Raw genomic sequence first — 24,434 nt, 5'->3', positions numbered from 1 at the left:
TAAGCTCGTCGCTCCTGAATGTCGCCACTGGTGCTAGAGTTCGCGAATGGAATTTCTGTCGCGCGCTTTGCGCACACTCATCATCGTGATTCTGGTCGCACTGGTTACAGGTTGCGGCGCGCTTGCGTGGCTCTGGCAAACGCGCGCACTGCCAGCCGACATACCGCTGCCAGTCGCGACTCCAGCAACAGACACAGCGGGCAAAGTCACTATGACCTGGCTCGGCATTACAACATTGCTGCTCGACGATGGCGAAACCCAAATCATTACCGACGCGACTTTTTCCCGTCAGTCACTCTTCGATATCGTTTCGTTTCGTCCGCTGGAATCGGATATCGCCCGAATCAATTTTGCGCTCGATGAATACAGCATTGACCGATTGGCGGCTATCATTCCACTGCATTCGCACTTCGATCACGCAATCGATGCAGGGCACGTAGCGAACAGAACTGGCGCAATGATACTTGGCTCGGAGTCGACCGCGAATATTGCGCGGGGCAGCAAGGTGCCGGTCGACCAGTATCAGACATTGCAATACGGGGAGTCGCGGTACTTCGGAAAGTTCACAGTGACATTACTGGAATCGCGGCATGTCGCTCAGCTTCCCGATGACAGCTATTTTTTCCCTGGGCATATCGACAGCCCACTGCAACAACCTGCGCCGGTCAGCGCATGGCAAGGAGGCGCCGTGTACTCGGTAGTGATCAGCCACCCGAGTGGCACCGTGCTGATCAAAGGCAGCGCCGGTTTTCTACCCGGCGAACTCGGCGATCGCACGGCTGACGTCGCCGTCGTCAGCATTGCCGGGCTGGAACGACTCGGTCGCGATTACACGAATGATTACTGGCGGGAAATTGTCGCGGCGAGCGGCGCGCGGCGAGTCTATGCTGTACACCACGACGACTTTACCCAGCCGTTCGGTCAACTCGCCTTGTTTCCCGACATCGTCGATGACGTAGTCAGTAGCAGCTCATGGCTTAGAGATATTGCCGCGTTGCAGGGACCACCGATTGAGGTACTGCTGCCGCCACTGGGTCAGCCGACGATACTGTATTGAGCGACCAGGCATTACCAATCGTCTATCAGGCCGCGCAGTTCGGCGGGTGAACGCAACAACGCCTCTTTACGGGCTTTGCTCATACGCTTGATGCGATGCTCGACGCGGCTGGCGTGACCGCGGTCGCTGGCTTCGCCCGTGAAAACTAGCGCCAACGGGCCTCGACCCCGCAAATACTTGGCACCCCGATCCGAGTTGCGGTGCTCATGCAAACGACGCTCTACGTCGGTTGCGATGCCCGTGTACAAACTACCGTCGGCGCAGCGCACCACGTACACATTCCAGCCATTGCTGACGTCGTCAATAACGGCCACGACAAGGCCCACTTGCAAAGTGTTGTAACCGCTGGTCGTGTGGTATCGCGCCGAACTCCCTGACATCGCAGGCAGCGGCTGCGCCTACTGCTTCAACGGTCATGGTAGGGGCCGGATTGGGCGGGACAGAGTGATTGCATCGCAAGTAGTCACAACGACGTGCAGACACACTTGATGCTCAGGCGTTGCCACCGGCCAGGCAATCGCCGAGCACACGAAACGCACCGGCTTCAACGCTCGCTTTGTTGGCGGCGGTACCTTCATAGGTCAGAACGATCTGCTGCTCGCCATTGAGTTCAGCGGCTGGCTCGTTCAACAATAACGTCAACATGTTGTCGCTCATCCTTGCTTCGCTGATGAGGTCATGGCCCGAGAACTGCTGCTCGTTAATTTCGATATAGAGGGAGTGTGGCAGGTCGTCGTTCTCACAACGCATCAACAACAAGTAGTCGTCGATCTCACCCTGTTCGGAAGTGCGCGCGAAAAAAAGCATCATCGCATCTTCCCGCACATCGAATGCGACGGTGTCATAGGTGCGATTAGTCGACATCGGACGTCCCGGTAATCAATGGAGTCGAAATTGTACGCTAACTGGCAATCGCTTGCCGAAACCAGCCCGCAGCGCGGTTTTTCAATGTCCGCTCTCAGTACTCGCTCGCAGACTATCGATCCGCTCATCCTTTTCGGACCACACACCACCTAGCCACTGATGGAAACGCTTGCGGTAGTCGCGATCATTTACGTAATCGCCAGTGATCATCCAGTCTTCAACTTCGCGTAGCTGAATGTCGATCACCACATGATCCAGCTCACCGCAGACCATATCCCAGAATTTGGGTGCGCCGCCCGGATAAACGACCGTCACGTCGACAATACTGGAAAACATATCGCCCATCGATGACAAGGCCAGCGCCATACCGCCGGCGCGCGGCACCAGCAAATTCCGGTGCGGCGAACCACGCCGCTCTCGCTTCGCCTCACTAAACCGTGTGCCTTCAATAAAATTAATTACCGACGTTGGCGTGTGGCGAAATTTCTGGCAAGCGCGCCGCGTAGCTTCAAGATCGCTGCCCTTTTTCTCAGGGTGCTTCGCGAGATAGGACTTCGAATGCCGCTGCATGAACGGCATGTCCAATGCCCAGAATGCAAGACCAAGCAGGGGAAACCAGATGAGCTGCTTCTTGATGAAAAATTTCAGCAACGGTACGCGCCGATTGAATGCGGTTTGCAAGGCTACAATGTCGACCCAGGACTGGTGGTTTACAATCAACAAATACCAATCGTCACGACGCAATTGATCGAGCCCTGCAACGTCCCAGCGTGTGTTACTGACCAGCCGCAAGAGCAATGCATTGCAGGCCACCCAGTTCTCGGCCAGGTACATCAGCCAGCGCGTAAGCACACGACGTGGCGCTGGCAGTGGTAACAGCAACTTCACGATGGCCAGCAACAGCAGCGGGATAGTCCATACGACCGTATTCAATGTCATGCCGCTGAAGACCAGCAAGCCCTTCAAATTTCGCAGATATTTCCTGATCAAACTGCTTTACAGCCTCGTGCATCTCATCCCGATGCGCCATTCTAGCCCGATTTTGCTGTCAGCATGGTGATGGCGGGCATTTGCCGCCGTCAGGGGCTTGGCGTACTGTTTGCAGCCAGAAACTGTTCGTTTCCGCAGGTGAAATCAATCATCCGAATCACTTAAAGGCTGAAGGCATGCTGACGCTCACGATCAACGGCGAAGTACACGAACTCGATGTCGACCCCACCACACCCTTGCTGTGGGTCATTCGCGAGCAACTGACATTGACCGGAACGAAGTTTGGCTGCGGTATGGCGCAGTGTGGAGCCTGCACCGTGCATTTGAACGGTGCGCCGATTCGATCTTGCGTAACGCCGGTATCCGTCGCCGATCAGCAGAAGATCACAACGATAGAGGGCCTGTCAGCCAACGGCGAACGACATCCGCTGCAGCAGGCCTGGATCGACGAACAGGTTCCGCAGTGCGGTTATTGCCAGTCCGGTCAGATCATGTCTGCGGCCGCATTGCTCGCCAGCAACCCGAACCCGAACGACAACGATATTGATCAGGCGATGAGTGGCAATGTATGCCGTTGCGGCACCTACGGACGTATCCGCAAAGGCATCAAACGAGCCGCGGCAACGCTCGCCGCCAACGAGTCGTCGGAACCGCAAAACCGTTCCGCCGTTACCGGGGAGAACCGGCATGGGTAAATGGACTCGTCGGGCATTTATAAGCAGCGGCATTGTTGCCGGTGGCACCCTGGTTGTCGGCGTCGCCATACGCCCCGGTGACCGCAGCAGCAAGGTCGCAGACCTGATCGCTAACAATGGCGAAGCGGTATTTGATGTCTGGCTGAAGCTGGCGCCGGACAATACGGTGACCGCCATCGTCCCGCATGCCGAGATGGGACAGGGAGTACACACCTCACTCGCAATGATGCTCGCTGATGAACTGGATGCGAACTGGGACGAGGTCCGCATGCAGGAAGCCCCGGCCCACAAGGAATACGCCAACTATGCGATGGCCAAGGGTTACGCACTGGGCGACAAGGATTTCCCTGCATTTCTCGTCGATACCGTTGACGGTGTGTTTTTGACCGCCACCCGGATGATGGCACTGCAAATTACCGGTGGCAGCACCTCCGTCAAGACTACTGGGCAGCAGGCCATGCGCGTCGCGGGCGCTGCGGCCCGCGCGATGTTGCTGCAAGCCGCCGCCGAAGAATGGCAAGTGGCGGCCACCGACCTGACGGCGAGTAAAGGCCGGATTGAGCACTCCGCCAGCCAGCGATCCGCACCGTTCGCAGCGTTTGCCGAGCGGGCCGCGAGCCTGCCGGAGCCGGCGAAACCGCGACTGAAGACCAGCGATGAATTCACCATTATGGGCACCTCACCGGCGCGGCTGGATATACCAGCCAAAGTGGACGGTAGCGCCAGCTTCGGTATTGATGTGCGTTTGCCGGGAATGAAGTTTGCCGCCGTTAAAGCAGCGCCGGTGTTCGGCGCCCGTATTGCGAGCGTCCGCAACGAGTCTGTACAGAACATGCCGGGCGTGCGCCGCATCGTTAACCTGGGCGACGCCGTTGCTGTCGTTGCCGACGGTTACTGGCAGGCAGAACAGGCACTCGCCAAACTGGAGGTTAGCTACACCGAGAGTGGCAACGAACGCACCAACCAAAGTGATATTTTCAACCGGTTCACCACCGATCTCGACAACGCTTCTGCTGAGCAAACTTTTGAAACCGACGTCAAAGCCGGCGACGCAACCGCCGCGCTCTCAGCCGGAGACCGCGTAATCGAAGCCGAGTACCGGGTACCGTATCTCGCGCACGCGACGATGGAGCCGATGAATTGCACAGCGTGGATGCGCAACGGGCGCTGCGAGCTGTGGACCGGCACACAGAACCCGCTCGGCTTTGCCAAGGAAGTCGCAACAGCACTCGACATGGACGCCGACGACGTGACCCTGCATAACCAGTACCTCGGAGGAGGTTTCGGCCGTCGCGCATTCCCGGACTACGCCATTCAGGCCGCGCTGATCGCGAGGGAGTCTGCCTACCCCGTACAACTGATCTGGTCACGCGCCGAAGACACGCGCCACGATCACTACCGTCAGGCGAACATCAGCCGTTTTCGCGCCGCGGTCGATGCCGACGGCATTCCGCTGGCATGGGAAAACAGCTACGTGGACAAGCACGACCCGGCCGAAGCCACGCATATCCCCTACGGAATAGACCACCAGCTGATTCGCTACACGAGCAGCCAGTCGCACGTGCCCTGGGGATTCTGGCGCAGCGTTGATCATTCCTTGCACGCGTTCTTCACCGAATCGTTCATCGATGAACTCGCCGTTGCCGCGGGTGCCGACCCTTACGTCTACCGTCGCCAGCTACTGGCCAATAATCCGCGTTTTCGCGACGTGCTGGATCTTGCCGCCGAGAAATCAGACTGGCAGCGGCCACTACCGGAAAACTTCGGGCGCGGGATTGCTGTCCACCGGTCGTTCGGCACGATAGTGGCGCAGGTCATCGAAGTGGAAATCGTTGCCGGCAAGCCCATTGCGCGACGGGCTGTCTGCGCCGTTGATGCCGGGTACGCGGTACACCCGGACGGTATGAAAGCGCAGATGGAGAGCGGCATAATTTACGGGCTGACCGCCGCACTCTACGGCGAGATTTCCATCCGCGACGGCGCGGTCCAGCAGAGCAATTTTCACGACTACCCGATGCTGCGCATGAGCGAAGCCCCGGATATCGAGACCTACATCATAAACAGTGGTGAAAGCATGGGTGGCGCGGGTGAGCCCGGTACGCCAGCCATCGCGCCAGCCCTCACGAATGCGATCTTCGACGCGACAGGTACCCGCATCCGTGAATTGCCGGTACAGCGATACGACCTGTCGAAACCCGACCTGAAATCGCGTGACGTCGCCTGATATCGCGCGAACCGCAGGCGCCACGCATCGCTGACCAAAGTGCTGGAGAAAGGGGCGTAACCGCCCCTGCACGTATCAGTCGCTGCGGCTGGTGACTTCCAGCAGGTGATAACCGAACTGCGTCTTGACGGGACCTTGCACCGTATTAACGTCGGCACTGAAGACCACTTCGTCAAACTCCCGAACCATCATGCCCGGCCCGAATTCACCGAGTTCTCCGCCCTTCTGACCGGAAGGACAGGAAGAATGCTGTTTGGCCAGATCCGCGAAGTCGGCGCCTCCGGCAATGTCGTCTTTGATTTGCTGACACTGCTCTTCCGTGTCTACGAGTATGTGTCGTGCTGTCGCTATGGCCATGCTGTTGCTCCGTTTTCAGGCAAAAAAGAGGCGGCATTATCCGCTAATCAGGCTTTGATTGCATGTCAGTGCCCGTTGCGGCGCTGTGATTGGCAATGGTGCGGGCAGGATGGGGGTAGTAGTATGCTCAACCCACGCGCCGGCAATGCCAAAAGGTCGACGCCCGAGCAGCGGTACTCAGAACAATACACGGCCTGAACAAAGCAGCGCCCAGCGCCGTGTAGCGAGCAATACCGATGGACAAGCAAGCCCTGACTCACCGCTTGTTGTGCCCCGTGGCTGCCAACGCGATTGGGCACAGACAATTCACGACGCCGGTTTGGGCGACCAATCCGGCAAGGCTCAATCTGGAGCACAGAAGAACATGATTCCGGCCAGCGAAGCACTGCAGCGCCTCAAAGAAGGCAACAAACAATTTGTGGCACGAGCACAGGGCAATGTATTGGTTGCCGAAGCAGCGCGTGACCTGGCCCTGCCACAGGAACAGGAACCGTTTGCAATTATCCTGGGTTGCTCCGATGCCAGAGTACCGGCAGAAATTGTCTTTGATCAGGGGCCTGGCGATCTGTTCGTGATTCGCGTTGCAGGCAATATTGTCGCGCCCTCCCAACTGGGCAGTATCGAATTCGCGGCCTCGAGGTTCGGAACTCGGCTCGTGATCGTTCTGGGACATACACTGTGTGGCGCGGTCGATGCAGCCCTGTCGGCAATACGGAATCCGCAAGAAGAGTCATCACGCAGTCTGCGCACGATCGTGGGCTTTATTCGCCCTGCCGTGGAAAGCTTGCTAAGCGACCCAGCACTAAGCGATGAAGACGAGCTATACCGACAGGCTGTGCGTACCAATGTTGCAACCTCTGTCGGTCATATAAAACGGGATTCAGAAATCCTGACCAAACTAATTGCTGAGGATGGATTGAAGGTCGTCGGTGCTGAATACAATCTGGCCACGGGCGAAGTTTATTTTCTCGACGAGTAGCCTCTGAGCTAACGGCCGGCGCCACAGCATCCCCCCCCCCGGTCGCCCCTGGTACTCCGACCGGTTGATCGGCCGCACGCCGGGCCGATGCAGCGCCTCCCCGGCCAGCAATTGCCGCTTTATCAGCTTTTTTCCGCTCATGGCCGCGGATTGAGTAGTAGCCGCGCAGGAGGGCCCAATCTGTAGCGTCAGGCCCCGATCCCTTGCTGTCCGCCCTACAGCCGACTCGATACGGCGCCATTGCTGGACCCGAAACCCCCCATTTCTGCCGATTTTGGCGCCATTCTGTGGCTCAGGTCTTTCTATTCAGAGGCTATCGCACCTATGATGATTGACGCCGTGGACCCGGAGCGCAGCCCGAACGGGCAGCCGATTGCATGACTGAGCACAAACTCAAGAACTCACTTTTGAATGTCGGCGCCTTCGCCGTTTTCACTGACCCACAGGGCCTTGTACTGGATGCAAACCCATGTGCGGTTAAGCTCGCGGCCGGGCAGGAACACGATATTGCCGGCAAACACCTGGCCGACTGTCCGTGGTTCATTGGCATGGAACAGGCCGGCGAAAGCATACGCGAAGCCGTCAGCGTATCGGCAGGCAACCGCACTGTTCGGCGCGAAGTGGACATTCGACTGGCCGGCGATGAGCGCCACGCATTCGAGTTCACCTTCGTACCTGCCCTCGACGACGATGAGAACGTAACGGGACTGATCATCTCCGGCATAGACGTGTCGATCAGGGAACGGACCGAAACCGAAAAGAATCTGGCGTTCCTGAATCAGCTCGGCGAAGCGACACGTGAACTGCTAAACCCCGAGCGGATCATGGAAGTTACCGCACGCATGCTGGGCCAGCACATGTCCGCATCGCGCGCCGCCTATGCCGATGTCGAGAGCGACAACAATTCGTTCACCATCAGGCATGACTACACCGACGGCTGCGAATCTTCCGTCGGCAAGTACACGCTTGAGCCGTTTGGTGAACAGGCTGCTGCGTCCATGCGCTCAGGCCTTACGCTGGTGATTCGCGACGTCGACGCCGAGCTAACGCCTGAAACAGGCGCAGATACATTTCACGCGCTCGGTGCTGTCGCCATCATTTGCTGTCCTCTCGTAAAATTCGGCAAGCTAGTGGCCATGATGGCCGTGCATCAGGCAGAACCTCGCGATTGGCGGCTCAGTGAAATAGAACTGTTGCAAGATGTTGTCGAGCGCTCGTGGTCGACGCTGGAACGCGCACGGGCCCAACAGCGACTGGAGCAAAAGGAACGGCAGTTTGAAGACCTGTTCGAATTTGCCCCCGACGCCATATTGATGGTGGATATACAAGGCAATATCGCGCTGATCAATCATCGTGCAGAAAACATGTTCCAGTACAGCCGCCACGAATTGATCGGTCGGCCACTTGAGTTGCTCGTACCGGAAAAGCTGCGCGATCTGCACACCAACCTGCGCGAAGATTACACCGCAGATCGCATGCACAAAGCGAAGGTCAACAGCGACCCCACGCTGCGCGGACGGCGCAAGGACGGCAGTGAGTTTCCGGTCGAGGTCAGCCTCGGCCCGATGGAAACCGAACGTGGCCCTATGGTCGCGGCCAGCGTCAGAGACAACACTGACCGCAACAAGCTGGAGAATCAGCTCCGACATTCGCTGAAGATGGAAACCGTTGGCCAACTTGCCGGCGGTGTCGCTCACGACTTCAACAACTTGCTCACCGTGATCAATGCAACGACCGAGTTGCTGATGGACAGAGTCGCCCAGGATGAATCCATGCGCACTGACCTCGGCACGATACTTCGGGCTGGTGAGCAAGCGGCCACTCTGACCAGGCAGTTGCTGGCGCTCAGCCGTCAACAGGTCCTGAACCCGGTCATCGTTGATCTGAACTCGGTTCTGAGAGACATGGAACCGATGCTACAGCGCTTGATTGGCGAGAACATCGTGGTCAAGTTCCGCCCATCGGCCGACGCCGTCACCACGCGCGTGGACCGTACGCAGATTGACCAGGTGCTGCTGAACCTCGCTCTCAACAGCCGCGACGCGATGCCCGACGGCGGCACCATCATTATCGAAACAGCGAACGTCATGCTCGACGAAATTCTTGTGAGCAGTCAGACCGACCTAACCGCAGGGCCGCACGTCGCTTTGACGATCAGCGACACGGGGTGCGGTATGGACGAAGCAACTCGGCGCAAGATTTTCGAGCCCTTCTTCACAACCAAAGAGCAAGGCAAAGGTACCGGACTCGGGCTATCCACGGTCTACGGCATAGTCCAGCAGAGCGGCGGTGGTACTACGGTGTACAGCGAACTCGGCAAAGGCACGACCATCAAGGTTTTCCTGCCACGCGCGCGCGCCGAAAATAAAGAAGACACTGCCAGGCTTGAAGTTATACACGCCGGGAACGAGACCATCCTGGTCATCGAGGATGAGCTCGAAATTCGCCAGGTCGCCAAGATCATGTTGCAACGCCGCGGCTACAAGGTCCTGACCGCCAACTCTGGTGCGACCGCTATTCGGGCGCTCCGTGAGCATACTGGCAAGATCGATCTTGTACTGAGCGATGTCGTCATGCCCGGTGGCAGCGGACCGGAAACGATTCGCAAGCTCCGCTCGATGCGGCCGGACATAAAAGTCCTCTACATGTCCGGCTACGCCGCTGACCTCATCGCTCGCCACGATCTGGACGAAGCCCCCAGCAATTTCTTGACCAAACCGTTCACGCTGGCCGAATTAAGTCGCGCCGTGCGAACGACCATTGACGGCTAAGTCGATACCGAATCGGCGCCCAGCTCGCGCCTGATCGCACGATATACAGAGCACGCAAAAAGACTGGCCACCGATAGGGCCGGCACAGGAATAACAACGCATCAGCGGTCGCTGATTGCCACCTCCTACTCCATGATTCGCTCGCCTGAACCGCTACCTGCTACTGTATGGTCGCTCGCTGCCAGTGCGACACGTCGGACCATCCAGCTCCAACCACCCGCAGGAGATTGCCGCATGAATGCCAGGTCTACCTATCTGTTACTTGCTGTTATTGGCGCCGTCCTCCCTTACTATTTCTTCGTTCAGCATTTCCAGCTGCACGGCTTCAGTCTTGGTCTGTTCGCCAGCGCCGTATTTGCCAACGGCGCCGCCAGTGGGTTTGCCGCTGACCTGCTCATCACCTCAGTCGTTTTCTGGATAATGATGATCAGCGAATACCGCCAATCGAAGGGGCCGGGGCCAGCACTCTTCATCGCGCTGAATTTGCTGATTGGATTGTCCTGCGCTCTACCCGCCTGGCTGTATGCGCGGCTCGCGTATACTACCCGTGGCGACACCACCGGAGGCAACGCATGAATATTCTATATCCTGCTTTCGCGCTTTTTGCGCTGACAATGTTTGTGCAGTTCCGTCTCGGCATGCTGCGAGTCGCCGCCATCAAGAATGGCGAGATTGATGCCAGTTTTTTCCGCACCTACTCAGGTTCCCCCGAGCCGGATCAACTGCGGGTGCATTCGCGGCATTTGATCAATCTTTACGAAGCGCCAGTGCTGTTCTATGCGATTGCAATAATCGCGTTCATCACTGGCAACTACGGTGCCATTCCGGTCGCCCTTGCATGGCTATATGTTTCAATCCGCTATTTGCACAGCTACGTACACCTGACCTCCAATCGGGTCTTATTGCGTTTTCGCCTGTTCCTTGCCAGCCTGACCGTACTTATCGCGCTTTGGGTTGTAGTATTGACCGGCATGCTAATTCGCTAGGTGCAAAACTGAGCTGCATGCCTTGCAGCTCAACAATGCTTCTGCTCTCAACTGAGGAACACACGTGGAATCTGATTCAGCCAACCGCCTGGCCGTCTTAATCGACGCCGACAACGCGCAACCAACGATAGTCGAGGGTTTGATGACCGAGATTGCCAAATACGGTACGGCGAGCGTGAAACGAATATACGGCGACTGGACGCAACCGAGCCTGGGTGGCTGGAAGAAATCCTTACTTGAACATTCGATCCTGCCTATGCAGCAGTTCGGCTACACCAAAGGCAAGAATGCGACCGACAGTGCCATGATCATTGACGCGATGGACCTGCTGTACAGTGGCAACTTCGACGGTTTTTGCATCGTCTCCAGCGACAGTGATTTCACGCGCCTGGCCGCCCGGATTCGCGAATCCGGACTGACCGTCTACGGCTTTGGTGAACGCAAGACACCGGCACCGTTCGCGTCGGCCTGTGACAAGTTCATCTACACCGAAGTACTGCGCGCCGGCGAGGATGAGCCGGAAAAAATCACCAAGCTCAGTGCCAGCAAGCTCAAGCAGGATACGAAACTGATCAATATCATTCGCAACGCGATCGACGCTTCATCCGACGACGATGGCTGGGCGCAACTCGGCCCGGTGGGCAGCAACATTGCGAAACAATCCCCACAGTTTGATCCGCGCAACTACGGCTACCGCAAACTGCGTGACCTGATCGTGGCCACGAAACTTTTTGAGATTCAGGAAAAACGTTCTGCTGACGGCCAAAGCAAACGGCTGCAAGTGCGCGATATGCGCCGCAAATAGGCCGCTATCGCTCAGCACCGACGTCGGCTGGAAAATTGCGGGAGTCATCTGTTCCGCTGAAGACACCGACTGCCTGCCCAGTCCGTTGGGTCCGCCATCGTTCAGTCCGTGTCGGCGCTGATACCACGGTTTTCGAATCGAAATCTGCTGAGATCGGGGCTGCGCGGCCGCGAGCGTGCCCGTTCCACCTCGTAGATTGCCTGCCCCAGATCGCGTAGAAACGGCAGGCCAATCTCGTCGTACTCGTATTCCCCGTCGTTGAACGTCTGATTTGCGTTCGTATAGACGGTTGCAGCCAGCAGAAACTCCACGCCATTCTCGAAATCCACGACGTACGCCGCATCAGTGAGAAAGCCGTAGGCGTCACCCACCTTATTGAACACACGAATGTTGTCCGGAACTGGCCCGGCCTTGCCGCCGTACAGCAGAAACTTTACGTAACCATCCGGGTACTCAGCAGGGTTCGCATACTGCGCTATGCCACTTTCGTTCGGGTAGGTGGACATCCAGCGATAAACAAAGTCGAGATCATCCTGGCTGATATCGAACCTTGACTCTGCGTCGACGGCACCCGGAAACAACAAAGCCTGCAACACGTCGTGTTGATCCTGCAGGGAATAGGCATTCTTGACGGAAAAATCTTTCGGTTCGTTCTGAAGTTCACCGTCCACAATCTCGGCAACGCCCAGTAGCTGGGTCCGTGTGCCAATGAAGCTCTGCGCACTGATTACGGCATCCTGTTCGTAGACCGCATTACCATCAACTTCGAAACGTACCGGGTTGGTCAGCATGTTCTGTTCAGGCGTCAGCACACTTTCCAGCCTGTGCACGATCCGACTGTCGCGCAGACCGTGACCGATCAGAGCCTCGTTCAGTGGCTGTTGACCAATCATTTCGTAAAGTCGATTGAAGGCATCGTTATCGCTGACCAGTAGTATCTTTCGAATGTAGTGTTCAACACTCGGAACACCGCCCGGCGCACTGTCATCAAGCAATGCGGCAGTCTGGAAGTCAGCGGCACTGCCGGTGAACATGGCGGCATTGCGCGGCACACCAAGGTGCTGCAAGGATTCGAGCGCTATCAATGCCGTTGGCAACTTGACGGTGCTGGCAGGATAAAAATACTCATCGGCATTGACCCGGTAAGAGTACGAGCGGAATTCGGGCCGGTTGGCAGCATCCCGGTCGATTTGCGTGTAGATAATCTGTACACGATACCGCCCGGGATCCTGCATGACAGTACCGAACCGGTCCGGTTGAGATTCGAGAAATGCCTGCAGCGAACCGTTCCACTGCGGCTCGGTGCTACACGCTGTCAACACGAGGGAAAGACTGACCAGTATTGTTTTAAGTGTCGGCATCATCCGCGGATTATCGCACAGCCGCCGTCGTGCAGCGCCCGCTGCCAGCGGGTAGAATCGCTGCTGGAAGTCCGCCTGCTCGGAAATAATCACGCGGCGATCAGCCAGCGAAGAGTGTGCGTTGCGACACGACCAGACATATCCTCGACCACGAGGGCTCGAAGCGATGAAGGAACGAATGACTATGGCCGCGGCAAAGGCGGCGATTGCCAGTAGCGGCGACGAGCGCTACGGCGTCCTGCTGCAACACGGCACTCTGGAACTCGGCTGTTACGCACCGCGCGGCGATGATCCGCAACAACCACACGATCAGGACGAAATCTACATCGTGCAGTCAGGTAGCGGCACGTTTGTAATGGGTAACGTACGGCAGCCTTTCGAACCCGGAGAAGCGCTGTTTGTACCAGCCGGCATCACTCACCGTTTCGAAGACTTCAGTGACGACTTTCACGCCTGGGTCGTGTTCTATGGCCCCACGGGCGGCGAAGCCGAAACAAGCCGGGATCAAGAATGACTCGCTGCAGCGAATTTGAGGAGTGCTTTCGGGCTTTGCGAAAAATCCTTGAGACCTATGCTTGCCACATGCTCGTGAAGGAGGACAGCGCGGAGAACTATCACCTCGACACCAAACACATCATGAAGAACAAGAAACCTCTGTTTTTCGCTGCCGTAAATATCAAGAAAAACTATGTCAGTTTTCACCTGATGCCGGTGTATGTAAACCCGGAACTGCTGGGCATGCTGTCTGAAAAACTGGCAAGCCGGATGCAAGGCAAGTCCTGCTTTAATTTCAAATCGTACGATGAAGCGCTCGCTGCAGAACTCACCGAATTGACCAAAGTCGCGTTCGCGGACTACCAGAGACAAGGGTATGTATGAGCGCATGGGTCTGGCATACCTTGCGTTGTGTGCAACCCTGCCGATTGCGTCCAGCCCCGCTAACGCAACAGACATCAATGACCTCAACTGGCTTTCCGGGTGCTGGCAACAACAAAATGCCGATGCGGGGAGTGTAGAAATCTGGACTCATGCAGCGGGCGGAACGATGTTGGGAATGAGCCGGACGGTTCACGATGGCAAAACCATTGCCTGGGAATACATCCGTATCGAAACCGACGAGCATGAGCAGTTGAGTTATGTCGCCAGTCCCGCCGGGCAAGCAACGACCCGGTTTCGCATGACTTATCTAACTACCAACGAAGTCGTGTTCGAAAACACGCTGCACGATTTCCCACACCGGATACGTTACCGGTTGTTCGCGCCTGATCGATTGATCGCCAGTATTGAGGGTGAGAGCAAGGGGCAGGCGCACCTGATTGAGTTCCCCATGAGCCGCTGTGAATAGCGGAACAAGGGTAGCGCCCTCCTGGCGTGCAGCACTGCTACTGCTGATCTGCCTGACCTCGGTTGTTGTTGCAACGTTCCTTGAACCGGTAGCGCAAGACGGTCGTTACCATGGCTTTGCTGATCAGCGGAACTGGGCTGGTATACCGAACATCTTCAATGTGTTGTCCAATGGACCGTTCCTGATTGCCGGTATCGCCGGTTTGCTGGCAGTGCGATCGGCGCCGCTAACTACCGTATCGCGCACGTGCCTCTTGATCTTTTTCTCCGGCGTGACACTAACCGCTCTCGGCTCCGCCGCGTACCACTGGCGACCCGATAACGCGACGTTGTTGTGGGATCGATTGCCGATGACCCTCGCGTTTGTCGGCCTGACGGCACTGGTGATCAGCGAATACCTGTCGAACAAATTCGCTGGCCGTCTGCTGTGGCCCATGCTGTTTGCTGGCCTGCTCTCCGTCGTTTACTGGTTGTGGACCGAATCGCGTGGTAGCGGCGACCTGCGTTGGTACTTGCTGGTGCAGTTCCTGCCACTGCTACTGATACCGCTGATTTTACTGTTGTACCGCGGTCGCTCGGACTGGGCAGCAACCCTGACGGGCATGCTGTTACTCTACGTAGTCGCGAAGGTCTGTGAATTGCTGGACGGCGAAATCTACGGGTACGGGGGTGTGATCAGCGGCCATTCGGCCAAACACCTCATCGCCGCCAGTGCATCGTGGTTGCCGGTACAGCGTCTGCGCCGCAAGACGGCGACCAAACGCTAGCGGCTGCGCCACACCACTTCCAGCAAATCGGTCAGCCCTGCTGCACGAAACTTTGGCGGCGCATCGGCTATGTCGTCACGCACACTGATGCGTTTCATGTACGGCCAGTAGCCCTGAACCTCCTCGGCGCTCACGGCAAACGGCGGCCCGCTGGCTCGCTGCTGCTCGTACTCCAGCGTGACCAGCAGGCGCATGGCGTCGGCTGTCAGCAACTGATCGGTATGCTTTGCATAGGCAGGCCGCAAGGGCTCTGGCAACGCAACAAGTGCGCCACGATCAAACAACGCGGCACAGGGCTCACACGTCAGCCCGAAGTAATCACCGCAATACAAAGTGATAGCCCTGTCGACAGCGCGATAGCAGGTCAGAGACCCGCTGTCATCGATATCAAAGGCTATGGCGTGGTCGGCAAAAAATTCCTCAATTGCGAGTGCCGACAACTCGACACCAACCACCTCAAGGCCGCGTTGGGCTAGCCAGAGCATGTCGACCGACTTGCCGCAGAGCGGTACCAGTACCCGGGTTCCCGCTGGCAACGGCGGCCAGTACTTTCGCAATGCGGCATTCCCCTTTGCTTCATGCCACCCGGTACGTCCTTCGCGCCAGCGGCCGAGCCAGTCTTCCGAACCGCTCAAGGATTCCACCCGGACGATATTTCGTTTTGCGGCACTGTGAGTTCAGGCAATCGGCCGCAACCGCGCAGCAGTCGGCAGCGATGCTCATCGACACAGGTACCGAGGTCTGCGTAACGAGCCACAGCCGCACGTCGATTGACCCAGGTGGCTGTTATGTATCGCGAGCACGCACGCATCTTCACGCTCCAGCAATGATTTTGCGGATAATAGCATTTGCGGCCAATGCCGAATTGACGCGGAACCTGCCGGATTCCGCCCAAAGTTTACCTGTCACCCGCTCGGCGGTACCATCGGCGCCTTTCGCGCGCCCGACTGACGCCGTAACCCTGGAAACTGATCAATGCCAACAGCTCAACGGATCGATGGCAAGGCCAAAGCCGCCGAAATCGCAGAATCCATACGCCAGGATGTCGCTGTTCTGAAAAATGAACGCGGAATAACACCAGGCCTCGCCGTCGTAATTATCGGGCACGATCCTGCCAGCCAGGTGTACGTCCGCAATAAGAAGCGTACGGCTGAGAGCTGCGGCTTCCATTCCGTGCTGCACGAACTTGACGCGGATACACCACAGGACGAAGTACTCGATCTCGTTGCAGAGCTGAACAATGATCCTGCCGTGCACGGCATACTGGTGCAGCTGCCGCTGCCGAAACATCTGGACGAACAGCTGGTGACCCAGTCCATCGTGCCGCACAAAGACGTGGATGGTTTTCACTTCGAGAACATCGGCCGCCTGACAGCAGGCGATCTCGACAATGCCTTCGTACCCTGCACGCCGGCGGGCTGCATGCTGATGATTGAAGACCAACTGGGTCGCGATCTGTCCGGGCTCAACGCGGTTATTGTCGGTCGTTCCAATATCGTGGGCAAACCCATGGCGGCCCTCCTGCTCGCCGCCAATGCGACAGTGACGATCTGTCACAGCCGAACAAGAGACCTCGCAGAAGTGGCGCGTCGCGCCGATATCCTCGTTGCCGCCGTTGGCCGACCGGAGATGATTCGCGGCGACTGGGTGAAACCCGGTGCGGTCGTTATTGATGTCGGCATCAACCGCATCGAGGTTGAGTCTGACGGAGAAAAGCGCAGTCGCCTGACCGGCGATGTCGCCTATGACGAAGCCGCAGATGTCGCCGCTGCCATCACGCCCGTGCCAGGCGGCGTGGGCCCTATGACCATTGCCATGTTGATGGCGAACACGTTGAAATCAGCCTCAACCTGATAGGCCCTCAGCGAACAGCCTGAAGCGAACCGAGGCGGCAATTGCACGTCTGGTTGAGCCGGAACGGGTGCGCAGATCGGCACACAGGCAGGCAACGCCCTAGAAGCTGGTTTTCGATTCAAGCAATATTTGCACGCTATCGATCGACTGGTCACCATCCAGCGGAAACGCAATATCGAAATGTACAACTTCCCGACCGCTGGCCCGCGTTGGCACTAGGCGCAAACCGAAACCCACGTCTTTTAACAAACCAGCAGAATGCCCGCCTGCCGGATTATCACCCCAGGTACGGCCCACATCTGCAAACACGGCGCCACCTACACGTACCAGCCGAAACGGATACCAGTCCGTAAAATATCGGTACTCCATCGTGAACAATGCGCGTTTGTCGCCGATCTGATAACGCAGCGGGTAACCGCGCAGCCCGTTGTCACCACCCAGTTGCAACGAATTGTCGAGATCAAGGTTGCGTCCAACACTGGCTGAGAGTGTCATAAAGGCCAGGTGCTTCTCGGATGTCTGACGATAGTAGCGCGCGTTCACGTGCCACAACGCATTGACCAGGCTACCGTGCTCAACTCGGCCATCGACAGACGACCGCAGCAACAACGCTTTTCTGGCCATATCGCCGAAGCCACGGCTGGCGGCAACATTAAACAACACGGCATCCCGATCCGAGCCCAGAGTATTTCCGGCATAGCCGATACGGGCAGCCAGCCGCTTGCCCAGATAGAAATCTTCGGTGCGGTCGATCTGATCACGATTGCTGGAGGTTTCGAACCGGTCCTCTATGAGCTCGATACCCAACCACGGATAGACCAGTTCGCGATCCACTGGCAACAACTGGGGTAGCTCCTGATCCGCCGTGTTCAAGAACCGGTGCTTGTCGATCGTAATGCCAGCGGTGTAACGGCGGACCCAGCCATTTTTCAAACCAGAGGAAATTCCGCCAAACGCGTTCAGGTATCGGCTGTCGTCGCGGTACTCGGCTACTTCTTCGCCAAGTTCGTAGAAACGCGTTTCTGAATCCGCATTGAACATTTCGATACCGGCAGACCAACGGCTATCGAGTGCAAAAAACGGCCGAATGAGTCGCAGTAACTGACTATCGCCGTCGGAATTGTCGGCGAGATAAATCTGCAATGCGGTCCAGCTATCGCCGAGATTATTGTCCGCGTACTCCAGGCTGGTCGACTCGCGATCAACGTCGTCGATGTAGGCCAACTTCACCTGGGCTCCGGTGCCCAGCAGATTGTTTTCGGAAATGGAAAACCGCGTTCGGTTCTCGCCACCCTTGCGCGACACGGAGAATCCCGGCATCAACGTCCAGACATCGCGCGTTGTGACCTCGATATCCACGACGCCGCCGGCGTACCGCACGGGCCGAATTCGCGCATCGTACAGGTAGATATTGCGCCGCAGGAGACGCTCTGATTCATCAACCAGTCGCTCTGAATAAACTTCACCAGACTTGAACAGTAGTTGCTGCCGAATAACTGACTCGTGCGTTTGCATGTGCAAACGATTGGCGAGCCGGTATAGCGCGTTGTTCTCTTCCGGTAACGACAGATCGAATACGTTGTGTCTGACGATACGAATGTCGCCAATGACCGCACCATCGCGGGCCAGTTCGCTGGCGGATGGGAGCTCAGCCGCCGTATCAGCGCGTACGTCAGCCGCAATCAGCGCGAGAATCATCAGGCCAATCAAACACCATCCGCTACGACCTATCGGGCTGCTAGTGACAATACTGCTGTCGTGCACGGTGGCCTTTCCTCTGCAAGCCTGACGGCGATTGCTGGCGACTCTAGCGGAAAGGCAGGCGGGAGTGCAGCGATTGCGTCACGTCCCACACCGACCGTCGGCTACTTCCACGCCAGCGGCCAATCCGCTCAGCAGCGCCTTACGCGGGACGCTAGAATGGGTGATCACTTACTCGGGTACAAGGGGTGTCGCGTTTTGCTGAATCGAGGAGAAAACTTTCGCACGATCTGGTTGCACCCTGACGACGACCAGGCGGTGCAGATTATTGACCAGCGGCGTTTGCCGCACGAATACACGGTCAGTGATCTCAGAAGCTACAAGGATGGCATCGTCGCAATCGCGGAGATGCTGGTACGCGGTGCACCGTTGATAGGAGCCACCGCCGCCTGGAGCTTGTACCTCGCAGCGCTGGAAGGACGCGGCAAAAAAGATGCCGCGGCTTTCGTCCAGAATGCCGCCGACGAACTGGCGGCATCGCGACCGACCGCGGTCAATCTGCGCTGGGCCCTCGACCGGGTCATGCACAAGTTGCGTACTGCCGGGCCTGACGCCGACTGGGTCGCATTGAGCCGACTCGAAGCTGAGGCTATCTGCGACGAAGATGTCGAGATATCGCTCGGCATCGGTCGCCACGGTCGCGCATTGATTGAAGAAATTTCGAAGCGCAAGAACGGTGCCACCGTTAACGTACTCACGCACTGCAATGCCGGTTCGCTGGCAACCATCAACTGGGGCACGGCAACCGCACCGATTTACCTCGCCCACCAGGCGGGTATCGATGTGCACGTATGGGTGGACGAAACCCGCCCCCGCAATCAGGGCTCGCAACTTACGGCCTGGGAACTGGCGGAAAGCGGCGTACCGCACACCTTGATCGTTGATAACGCGGGCGGCCACCTGATGCAGCATGGCATGGTCGACATCTGCATTACCGGCACCGACCGTACTACCCGCAGTGGCGACGTCGCCAACAAGATCGGCACTTACCTGAAAGCACTGGCAGCGGCCGACAACAACGTGCCGTTCTACGTGGCATTGCCCTCGACCACCATCGACTGGGAGATTTCGGACGGCGTGAGAGACATCCCGATCGAGGAACGCGACACTCGTGAGGTGTCCCACATCTGGGGCCGCAACGGTTCGGAACTGCTGGAAGTCGTCACCGTCGGCGAACGCACGCCCATCAGCAATTACGCCTTCGACGTCACGCCGTCTCGCCTGATCACCGGCCTCATAACCGAGCACGGTGTCTGTGCCGCGAGTGAACAGGGCCTGGCCGGTTTGTTTCCCGAACACGCGAAGCGCGCGTGATGATCGACGAAGGCTACATCAAGTTTGAGCTGGAGTGGATTGACAACGCTGCACCGACAGCGGACGAAGTCGCGCAACTGCGTGAATGGCGACGCCCCTTGTTTGCGGCCGGACTGATCGGCCACTACACCGAGTTGAACGTCGGCTACGGCAATATCAGCGTGCGCAGCCGCGACGGCCATTTCATCATCAGCGGGACGCAAACCGGCCACTTGCAAGACCCTGACGAACAGCATTACGCACGAGTGACCGCCTACGATATCGCTGCCAACCGGGTCCGCTGCGAGGGTCGCATCCGCGCCTCGTCAGAATCCATGACGCACGCGGCGTTGTACGAACTGGATCCAGCGATCAATGCCGTTGTGCACGTGCATAGCGCGCCGTTGTGGCGAAAGTTGCTGGGCATACGACCCACAACGGCCGCGTCGGTCGCCTACGGAACACCGGCCATGGCTGAAGAGTTTCGCCGCCTGTATCACGAAACAGAATTTGCCGTGGACGGAATCGCGATCATGGCCGGCCACGATGAAGGAATCATAGGTACAGGTCACGGCATGGCCGAAGCCAGCCAGCGTATACTCGCACTCTGCGACGAGACGTAATTCATCGTCGCTCGATTTTGGGAGGCGACAGGATGAACATGAAGTTCCTGCTGATCAGCCTGACGCTGGTCGCGATCTGGCCGGGCACGGCCAACGCAGAATCTGTTGAGATCAGTGAATGGCTGGTTCCCTGGGAGAAGTCGCAACCGGGCGATCCGTTCGTCGATTCACGCGGTCGGGTCTGGTTTGCCGGTCAACGCGGTGACTTTATCGCCAACCTGCGGCCCGAATCCGGCGATTTCAGCCGCTACGATCTCGAGCGCAATACCGGACCGACCAGCCTGCTCGTCGGCGCTGCTGGCGACCTCTGGTTCAGCGCCAGCCGACAACGCTACATTGGCCAGCTGAATCCGGCGAATGGTCAAGTCACCCGTCACGAAATGCCGAACTCGCGGGCACGCGACCCGCATACACTGGTTTTCAACTCAGCAGGCGACATCTGGTTCACCGTTCAGCAAGGCAACTTTATCGGCAAGCTCACCGTTGCCAATGGCGACATCGCATTGCTTGAGTTGCCGACCCGGAAAACCAGGCCCACCGGCATAGTCGTGAATTCGCTCGACGAGCCGTGGGCCGCCGGGCTGGGGCGCAACCTGTTGCTGCGCATCGACACCGAGCGTATGGAAGTTCACGAGATCGAAATTCCGCAAGAAAAGGCCCGGCCTGTGCGGCTGGTAACCACGTCCGATAATCGCGTCTGGTGGGCCGACTTCGCGCGCGGCTATCTGGGCCGTTTTGATCCTGACAGCGGTGAGTTCAGCGAGTGGCCGCTGCCAGGTGGCGACGACAGTGAACCCTTTGGCATGACAGTCGACAGCCAGGATCGTATCTGGATCGTCGAATCCGGCCTGAAACCAAACGTACTCATTGGTTTCGACACCACGACCGAGCAGTTTTTTTCTGCAACCGACATTCCAAGTGGCGGTGAAACGGTGCAACACATGCACTATTTCGAACCGGCTGGCGAAATCTGGTTTGGCACAGACACCAACTACATCGGCAGAGCTGCCGTACACTGATCTGGCCCGCCGCATGACGTGTTGCTCGGTTGCCGCTACCGGGCACGTCATACGGCGTCAGCGCTTGGCAGAACTCAGGTAGGCGTTGGCAGCTGGCGCGACACACAGCTGTCAGCCAGCACTACTGCCTGTGCGCCGGGCAATCAGAATCAGTTACTGTTCCGCCGCCAGAATGGGCTCCAGGCGGAAGCGGTAGGTACGGCAGGTACGGCTGGTTGCCAGCACCTTGTTTGGCGCCAGCGGTTCAAAGCTGGATTGCCGAATGGCAGCAATAGCGGAACGCTTGAAAATCGGGTGAGTTACCTCAACGACCTTTGCGCTGCGAATGCGCCCTTGCTGATCGATTTTGAAACACACCGTGGCGTCGCCTTCAATTCGATCGCGACGCGCAATCCTCGGGTAGCTGGGAAACGCGGTCTTGGCGGGCGTGCGGTCCGTTGAGCTATCGACGATCTGAGTGCGGCGCGCAGTATCGTCACCGACAGACACGGACGAGACGGCCAGCAACAAACCACTGACTAACAGCGCTGCCGACGGGGACAGCCTATTGCGAATCGCTACTGTCATCCGCTTCACGATCGTCAATGATTACTTCCGGCGCAACAGGGTGGACGGCATCCATGTACAGGGCGCGCGCCACCTTGAGTGTATGTGCGCCGGGGCGCAGCTCTTCGCCGCGTTGCAGGTCTCTGTCAGCCAGTTCGTACTGCTTCAGTTTTAGATAGATAACAGCGCGATTGTTGAAACCCCGCCAACTTTGATCGTCCCGTGTCAGCAACAGGTCGCAGTACTTTTTAGCTTCAACGTATTTCTCAAGCAGAATATATCCGGCACACAAATTGGAAAGCGCGGATTCTTCCTCGCGCGGACCCGACGCTGCTTCCAGCCCCAATAGCGTCAGGCGTACGCCGTCTTCGGCTCGTCCGGCAAGCAGTGCTTGCGCACCGTCGTGCAAGGCAATATTGCTGGGACCAAGAACCGTTGTCGGTCCGGTCTCGCTCTTCATGCGATCGGCGCCCTGCGCCGCGCATGGCGAAGCCAGGCTACTGAGCAGTAGCACGGTCATCGTCAGAAAAAATTGAACCACTGGGCGCATGAGCGTCGTCCTCCGCGTATACCTGCATTCTAGCCCATTCCGACCCTGTCAGACCGCTCTCGCTTCAGGGAGCACCGAGCAGTCCGTCGTGGGTGGGCGCGCAGTTCCTGCCTCATTGGACCGGCACGGGAGTTAAAAATTCACTGGCGTTGCACACCAGGCGAGCCAGCGACTAACCGCTGATGTATTGTCCCAGCTGGTCAATCTCATCTTGCTGATCGGCAATAATCGCCTTAACCAGATCACCAATGGAAATGATGCCGGTCACTTTGCCGTTGTCGACAACAGGCAGGTGCCGAATGCGCTGATTGGTCACCTGCCCCAGACAAATCTGCACATTACTGTCGCTGCTGGTGGTAACGACGTTCGTCGTCATGATGTCGCGAACAGGTGTGTCGTCCGACGCGCGTCCCTTGAGGATAACTTTGCGGGCATAGTCTCGCTCAGTCACGATACCAGCCAGTTGCTCGCCGTCCATAACGATCAGTGCGCCAACAGACTTTTCTGCCATCATCTTGACGGCATCCAGAACCGTGGCATCAGGAGATATCGACAGTACGTCGTGCCCCTTGTCATCGAGCAGTTGTTTCACAAGTTTCATCGAACACCCCTTGGTCGTGATACGAGAGGTTTCGATCATGTGGCAACGCGTTGATCGCCCTTGCGCGCCACAAACCGGACCTCGCAAGCTGAGGCCCCAGAGTATACGACTGCGCGCCAACGGTGTTAATCGGATCCGCCGGGGCGGCAGATCCAGTGGGCTTCCGGAAATGAATCAGCTGCGGTCGTCGATCCGGCCCTGAATGTCACTAAAGCGCATGCTGCCTGAGCCATCGTTCAGAATGGTCAGGTCACGACTGACTTTGCGAACCTCAATACTGCCCGATCCATCATCAATGCTGACGCTGCCCTGCACATCGCGAACCCGAATGCCGCCTGAGCCATCCACTATATGAATGTCGCCCGCAATATTCTGCAGTTCTATGGATCCCGAACCGTCATCAATACTGACGGGACCACCGGTATCCCGCAGGGAAATCGACCCTGAACCGTCCTCGATGGCAATAGCGGACGTCGTACCGCTGACGTCGAGCGAGCCTGAACCGTCATCCAGTCGCAAGGCCATTGCCGGTGGCACCTGAATGTCCAGATGAACCTGCGGACTGTCGCCAAACGACCAGTTACCGTGATCGAAGCGGGCTACCAGTCGCAGTACGTTGCCGTCTGCCACCAAACTCAGCTCCAGGTCGCGGTTGATTAACTCGGCCGCCTTGTTGTGATCAACGCCCGGCAATACGATCGTGGCGGTAGCCGTTACGTGACGGGCGCCAGGCGCACCAACGACATGCAGGCGCCCTGCCCCTGCTTTGACATCGAGTACGTCCATGCCTTGCGCGTCGAGTCGCAATTCCCTGACTTCTTCGTAATCATTCCACGCGGCATGCGCAAGAGTTGCGATAAACAGGGCGAGTATGATTGTGCTTTTCATATGTTGACCTCTTGCCAGCGCTGAATGGCCGGCTGTTTGGTCTTCTGATGCCGCGGAACGGGATTCGGTTGCAACGAGACCGTGAAACACCCCCCGGTG

Annotated in this window: 27 protein-coding genes; 16 read left to right on the top strand and 11 right to left on the bottom strand. The window is 57.7% G+C overall.

Going from position 1 to position 24,434, the window contains the following annotated elements; translation table 11 throughout:
- Positions 1-46: 46 nt before the first annotated feature.
- Entirely contained in the window at positions 47-1,057 is a 1,011-nt protein-coding gene (locus AC0L8N_RS11845) for an MBL fold metallo-hydrolase (RefSeq protein ID WP_473667898.1), read from the top strand.
- 11 nt (positions 1,058-1,068) lie between these two features.
- On the opposite strand, the gene AC0L8N_RS11840 is transcribed toward AC0L8N_RS11845, so the two are convergent.
- The 3 genes from AC0L8N_RS11840 to AC0L8N_RS11830 form a co-directional block, all read right to left on the bottom strand.
- The gene (locus AC0L8N_RS11840) at positions 1,069-1,383 is read right to left on the bottom strand and encodes a GIY-YIG nuclease family protein (RefSeq protein ID WP_473670135.1); all 315 of its coding nucleotides are present in this window, start codon (positions 1,381-1,383) and stop codon (positions 1,069-1,071) included.
- A gap of 166 nt (positions 1,384-1,549) precedes the next feature.
- Positions 1,550-1,921, bottom strand: coding sequence for a hypothetical protein (locus AC0L8N_RS11835; RefSeq protein ID WP_473667897.1), 372 nt, complete (start codon positions 1,919-1,921; stop codon positions 1,550-1,552).
- A gap of 81 nt (positions 1,922-2,002) precedes the next feature.
- A complete protein-coding gene (locus AC0L8N_RS11830; protein WP_473667896.1) occupies positions 2,003-2,911 on the bottom strand; it encodes an acyltransferase in 909 nt (302 codons plus the stop codon).
- 176 nt (positions 2,912-3,087) lie between these two features.
- On the opposite strand from AC0L8N_RS11830, the gene AC0L8N_RS11825 reads away from it, so the two are divergent.
- Positions 3,088-3,606, top strand: a complete 519-nt coding sequence (locus AC0L8N_RS11825) for a (2Fe-2S)-binding protein (protein ID WP_473667894.1) — start codon at positions 3,088-3,090, stop codon at positions 3,604-3,606.
- Positions 3,599-5,830, top strand: a complete 2,232-nt coding sequence (locus AC0L8N_RS11820; RefSeq protein ID WP_473667892.1) for a xanthine dehydrogenase family protein molybdopterin-binding subunit — start codon at positions 3,599-3,601, stop codon at positions 5,828-5,830. Before AC0L8N_RS11825 ends, AC0L8N_RS11820 begins: the two co-directional genes overlap by 8 nt.
- A 75-nt stretch (positions 5,831-5,905) precedes the next feature.
- Here the strand turns inward: AC0L8N_RS11820 and AC0L8N_RS11815 are convergent, their stop codons facing one another.
- Positions 5,906-6,187, bottom strand: coding sequence for a peptidylprolyl isomerase (locus AC0L8N_RS11815; protein ID WP_473667891.1), 282 nt, complete (start codon positions 6,185-6,187; stop codon positions 5,906-5,908).
- 364 nt (positions 6,188-6,551) lie between these two features.
- Here AC0L8N_RS11815 and AC0L8N_RS11810 point away from each other — a divergent pair, with 364 nt between their 5' ends.
- The 5 genes from AC0L8N_RS11810 (at position 6,552) to AC0L8N_RS11790 (ending at position 11,728) form a co-directional block, all read left to right on the top strand.
- The gene (locus AC0L8N_RS11810) at positions 6,552-7,166 is read left to right on the top strand and encodes a carbonic anhydrase (RefSeq protein WP_473667889.1); all 615 of its coding nucleotides are present in this window, start codon (positions 6,552-6,554) and stop codon (positions 7,164-7,166) included.
- A gap of 377 nt (positions 7,167-7,543) precedes the next feature.
- Positions 7,544-9,937, top strand: coding sequence for a PAS domain S-box protein (locus tag AC0L8N_RS11805; protein ID WP_473667887.1), 2,394 nt, complete (start codon positions 7,544-7,546; stop codon positions 9,935-9,937).
- Between the two features lie 234 nt (positions 9,938-10,171).
- The gene (locus tag AC0L8N_RS11800) at positions 10,172-10,513 is read left to right on the top strand and encodes a DUF2834 domain-containing protein (RefSeq protein ID WP_473667885.1); all 342 of its coding nucleotides are present in this window, start codon (positions 10,172-10,174) and stop codon (positions 10,511-10,513) included.
- Positions 10,510-10,923, top strand: coding sequence for an MAPEG family protein (locus AC0L8N_RS11795; RefSeq protein ID WP_473667884.1), 414 nt, complete (start codon positions 10,510-10,512; stop codon positions 10,921-10,923). Before AC0L8N_RS11800 ends, AC0L8N_RS11795 begins: the two co-directional genes overlap by 4 nt.
- A gap of 64 nt (positions 10,924-10,987) precedes the next feature.
- On the top strand, positions 10,988-11,728 hold the full coding sequence (locus AC0L8N_RS11790) for an NYN domain-containing protein (protein WP_473667882.1): 741 nt from the start codon (positions 10,988-10,990) through the stop codon (positions 11,726-11,728).
- A gap of 101 nt (positions 11,729-11,829) precedes the next feature.
- Here AC0L8N_RS11790 and AC0L8N_RS11785 read toward each other — a convergent pair whose 3' ends face one another.
- A complete protein-coding gene (locus AC0L8N_RS11785) occupies positions 11,830-13,182 on the bottom strand; it encodes a serine hydrolase (RefSeq protein WP_473667880.1) in 1,353 nt (450 codons plus the stop codon).
- 73 nt (positions 13,183-13,255) lie between these two features.
- On the opposite strand from AC0L8N_RS11785, the gene AC0L8N_RS11780 reads away from it, so the two are divergent.
- From AC0L8N_RS11780 to AC0L8N_RS11765, 4 genes are read left to right on the top strand one after another with little or no spacing between them, the layout of a single operon-like run.
- Positions 13,256-13,603, top strand: coding sequence for a cupin domain-containing protein (locus tag AC0L8N_RS11780; protein ID WP_473667878.1), 348 nt, complete (start codon positions 13,256-13,258; stop codon positions 13,601-13,603).
- The gene (locus AC0L8N_RS11775) at positions 13,600-13,968 is read left to right on the top strand and encodes a hypothetical protein (RefSeq protein WP_473667876.1); all 369 of its coding nucleotides are present in this window, start codon (positions 13,600-13,602) and stop codon (positions 13,966-13,968) included. Before AC0L8N_RS11780 ends, AC0L8N_RS11775 begins: the two co-directional genes overlap by 4 nt.
- Positions 13,961-14,434 (top strand): DUF6265 family protein, encoded by a 474-nt coding sequence (locus AC0L8N_RS11770; RefSeq protein ID WP_473667875.1) that lies wholly within the window; start codon positions 13,961-13,963, stop codon positions 14,432-14,434. The genes AC0L8N_RS11775 and AC0L8N_RS11770 overlap by 8 nt, the downstream gene beginning before the upstream one ends.
- Positions 14,427-15,200 (top strand): ceramidase domain-containing protein, encoded by a 774-nt coding sequence (locus tag AC0L8N_RS11765; RefSeq protein WP_473667873.1) that lies wholly within the window; start codon positions 14,427-14,429, stop codon positions 15,198-15,200. The genes AC0L8N_RS11770 and AC0L8N_RS11765 overlap by 8 nt, the downstream gene beginning before the upstream one ends.
- Here the strand turns inward: AC0L8N_RS11765 and AC0L8N_RS11760 are convergent.
- Positions 15,197-15,844: a class I SAM-dependent methyltransferase gene (locus tag AC0L8N_RS11760; RefSeq protein ID WP_473667871.1), complete on the bottom strand. Its 648-nt coding sequence runs from the start codon at positions 15,842-15,844 to the stop codon at positions 15,197-15,199. The two genes, AC0L8N_RS11765 and AC0L8N_RS11760, sit on opposite strands and share 4 nt — an antisense overlap.
- Positions 15,845-16,175: 331 nt before the next feature.
- Here AC0L8N_RS11760 and folD point away from each other — a divergent pair, with 331 nt between their 5' ends.
- The gene (folD, locus tag AC0L8N_RS11755; RefSeq protein WP_473667870.1) at positions 16,176-17,054 is read left to right on the top strand and encodes a bifunctional methylenetetrahydrofolate dehydrogenase/methenyltetrahydrofolate cyclohydrolase FolD; all 879 of its coding nucleotides are present in this window, start codon (positions 16,176-16,178) and stop codon (positions 17,052-17,054) included.
- Positions 17,055-17,153: 99 nt separating this feature from the next.
- On the opposite strand, the gene AC0L8N_RS11750 is transcribed toward folD, so the two are convergent.
- The gene (locus AC0L8N_RS11750; protein ID WP_473667868.1) at positions 17,154-18,818 is read right to left on the bottom strand and encodes a BamA/TamA family outer membrane protein; all 1,665 of its coding nucleotides are present in this window, start codon (positions 18,816-18,818) and stop codon (positions 17,154-17,156) included.
- A 156-nt stretch (positions 18,819-18,974) separates the two neighbouring features.
- Here AC0L8N_RS11750 and mtnA point away from each other — a divergent pair, with 156 nt between their 5' ends.
- Genes mtnA through AC0L8N_RS11735 form a run of 3 tightly spaced genes read left to right on the top strand, consistent with a single transcriptional unit; the run spans position 18,975 to position 21,750 of the window.
- The gene (gene mtnA / locus AC0L8N_RS11745) at positions 18,975-20,129 is read left to right on the top strand and encodes an S-methyl-5-thioribose-1-phosphate isomerase (protein WP_473667866.1); all 1,155 of its coding nucleotides are present in this window, start codon (positions 18,975-18,977) and stop codon (positions 20,127-20,129) included.
- Entirely contained in the window at positions 20,129-20,731 is a 603-nt protein-coding gene (locus tag AC0L8N_RS11740; RefSeq protein WP_473670133.1) for a class II aldolase/adducin family protein, read from the top strand. The genes mtnA and AC0L8N_RS11740 overlap by 1 nt, the downstream gene beginning before the upstream one ends.
- Positions 20,732-20,763: 32 nt before the next feature.
- Positions 20,764-21,750, top strand: a complete 987-nt coding sequence (locus AC0L8N_RS11735) for a Vgb family protein (RefSeq protein ID WP_473667864.1) — start codon at positions 20,764-20,766, stop codon at positions 21,748-21,750.
- A gap of 153 nt (positions 21,751-21,903) precedes the next feature.
- Here AC0L8N_RS11735 and AC0L8N_RS11730 read toward each other — a convergent pair whose 3' ends face one another.
- The 4 genes from AC0L8N_RS11730 to AC0L8N_RS11715 form a co-directional block, all read right to left on the bottom strand.
- Positions 21,904-22,317: an energy transducer TonB gene (locus AC0L8N_RS11730; RefSeq protein WP_473667862.1), complete on the bottom strand. Its 414-nt coding sequence runs from the start codon at positions 22,315-22,317 to the stop codon at positions 21,904-21,906.
- Positions 22,295-22,846 (bottom strand): hypothetical protein, encoded by a 552-nt coding sequence (locus AC0L8N_RS11725; RefSeq protein WP_473667860.1) that lies wholly within the window; start codon positions 22,844-22,846, stop codon positions 22,295-22,297. The genes AC0L8N_RS11730 and AC0L8N_RS11725 overlap by 23 nt, the downstream gene beginning before the upstream one ends.
- Positions 22,847-23,018: 172 nt before the next feature.
- Positions 23,019-23,447 carry a CBS domain-containing protein gene (locus AC0L8N_RS11720; RefSeq protein ID WP_473667858.1) on the bottom strand — a complete coding sequence of 143 codons (429 nt, stop codon included), beginning with the start codon at positions 23,445-23,447 and terminating at the stop codon, positions 23,019-23,021.
- A gap of 174 nt (positions 23,448-23,621) precedes the next feature.
- Entirely contained in the window at positions 23,622-24,335 is a 714-nt protein-coding gene (locus AC0L8N_RS11715; RefSeq protein ID WP_473667856.1) for a DUF4097 family beta strand repeat-containing protein, read from the bottom strand.
- Positions 24,336-24,434: the final 99 nt, after the last annotated feature.

The organism is Woeseia sp. D3-10 (assembly GCF_055809415.1).
The sequence above is the reverse complement of the archived record's forward strand: the minus strand, read 5'-3'. Positions and strand labels throughout refer to the sequence as shown.

Excerpts from the sequence above, each read along its gene's own strand:
- AC0L8N_RS11845 (WP_473667898.1), top strand. The coding sequence starts at position 47 with ATGGAATTTCTGTCGCGCGCTTTGCGCACACTCATCATCGTGATTCTG.
- AC0L8N_RS11835 (WP_473667897.1), bottom strand. The coding sequence starts at position 1,921 with ATGTCGACTAATCGCACCTATGACACCGTCGCATTCGATGTGCGGGAA.
- AC0L8N_RS11825 (WP_473667894.1), top strand. The coding sequence starts at position 3,088 with ATGCTGACGCTCACGATCAACGGCGAAGTACACGAACTCGATGTCGAC.
- AC0L8N_RS11820 (WP_473667892.1), top strand. The coding sequence starts at position 3,599 with ATGGGTAAATGGACTCGTCGGGCATTTATAAGCAGCGGCATTGTTGCC.
- AC0L8N_RS11815 (WP_473667891.1), bottom strand. The coding sequence starts at position 6,187 with ATGGCCATAGCGACAGCACGACACATACTCGTAGACACGGAAGAGCAG.
- AC0L8N_RS11810 (WP_473667889.1), top strand. The coding sequence starts at position 6,552 with ATGATTCCGGCCAGCGAAGCACTGCAGCGCCTCAAAGAAGGCAACAAA.
- AC0L8N_RS11805 (WP_473667887.1), top strand. The coding sequence starts at position 7,544 with ATGACTGAGCACAAACTCAAGAACTCACTTTTGAATGTCGGCGCCTTC.
- AC0L8N_RS11800 (WP_473667885.1), top strand. The coding sequence starts at position 10,172 with ATGAATGCCAGGTCTACCTATCTGTTACTTGCTGTTATTGGCGCCGTC.
- AC0L8N_RS11795 (WP_473667884.1), top strand. The coding sequence starts at position 10,510 with ATGAATATTCTATATCCTGCTTTCGCGCTTTTTGCGCTGACAATGTTT.
- AC0L8N_RS11780 (WP_473667878.1), top strand. The coding sequence starts at position 13,256 with ATGAAGGAACGAATGACTATGGCCGCGGCAAAGGCGGCGATTGCCAGT.
- AC0L8N_RS11775 (WP_473667876.1), top strand. The coding sequence starts at position 13,600 with ATGACTCGCTGCAGCGAATTTGAGGAGTGCTTTCGGGCTTTGCGAAAA.
- AC0L8N_RS11770 (WP_473667875.1), top strand. The coding sequence starts at position 13,961 with ATGTATGAGCGCATGGGTCTGGCATACCTTGCGTTGTGTGCAACCCTG.
- folD (WP_473667870.1), top strand. The coding sequence starts at position 16,176 with ATGCCAACAGCTCAACGGATCGATGGCAAGGCCAAAGCCGCCGAAATC.
- mtnA (WP_473667866.1), top strand. The coding sequence starts at position 18,975 with ATGGGTGATCACTTACTCGGGTACAAGGGGTGTCGCGTTTTGCTGAAT.
- AC0L8N_RS11740 (WP_473670133.1), top strand. The coding sequence starts at position 20,129 with ATGATCGACGAAGGCTACATCAAGTTTGAGCTGGAGTGGATTGACAAC.
- AC0L8N_RS11735 (WP_473667864.1), top strand. The coding sequence starts at position 20,764 with ATGAACATGAAGTTCCTGCTGATCAGCCTGACGCTGGTCGCGATCTGG.
- AC0L8N_RS11730 (WP_473667862.1), bottom strand. The coding sequence starts at position 22,317 with ATGACAGTAGCGATTCGCAATAGGCTGTCCCCGTCGGCAGCGCTGTTA.
- AC0L8N_RS11725 (WP_473667860.1), bottom strand. The coding sequence starts at position 22,846 with ATGCGCCCAGTGGTTCAATTTTTTCTGACGATGACCGTGCTACTGCTC.
- AC0L8N_RS11720 (WP_473667858.1), bottom strand. The coding sequence starts at position 23,447 with ATGAAACTTGTGAAACAACTGCTCGATGACAAGGGGCACGACGTACTG.
- AC0L8N_RS11715 (WP_473667856.1), bottom strand. The coding sequence starts at position 24,335 with ATGAAAAGCACAATCATACTCGCCCTGTTTATCGCAACTCTTGCGCAT.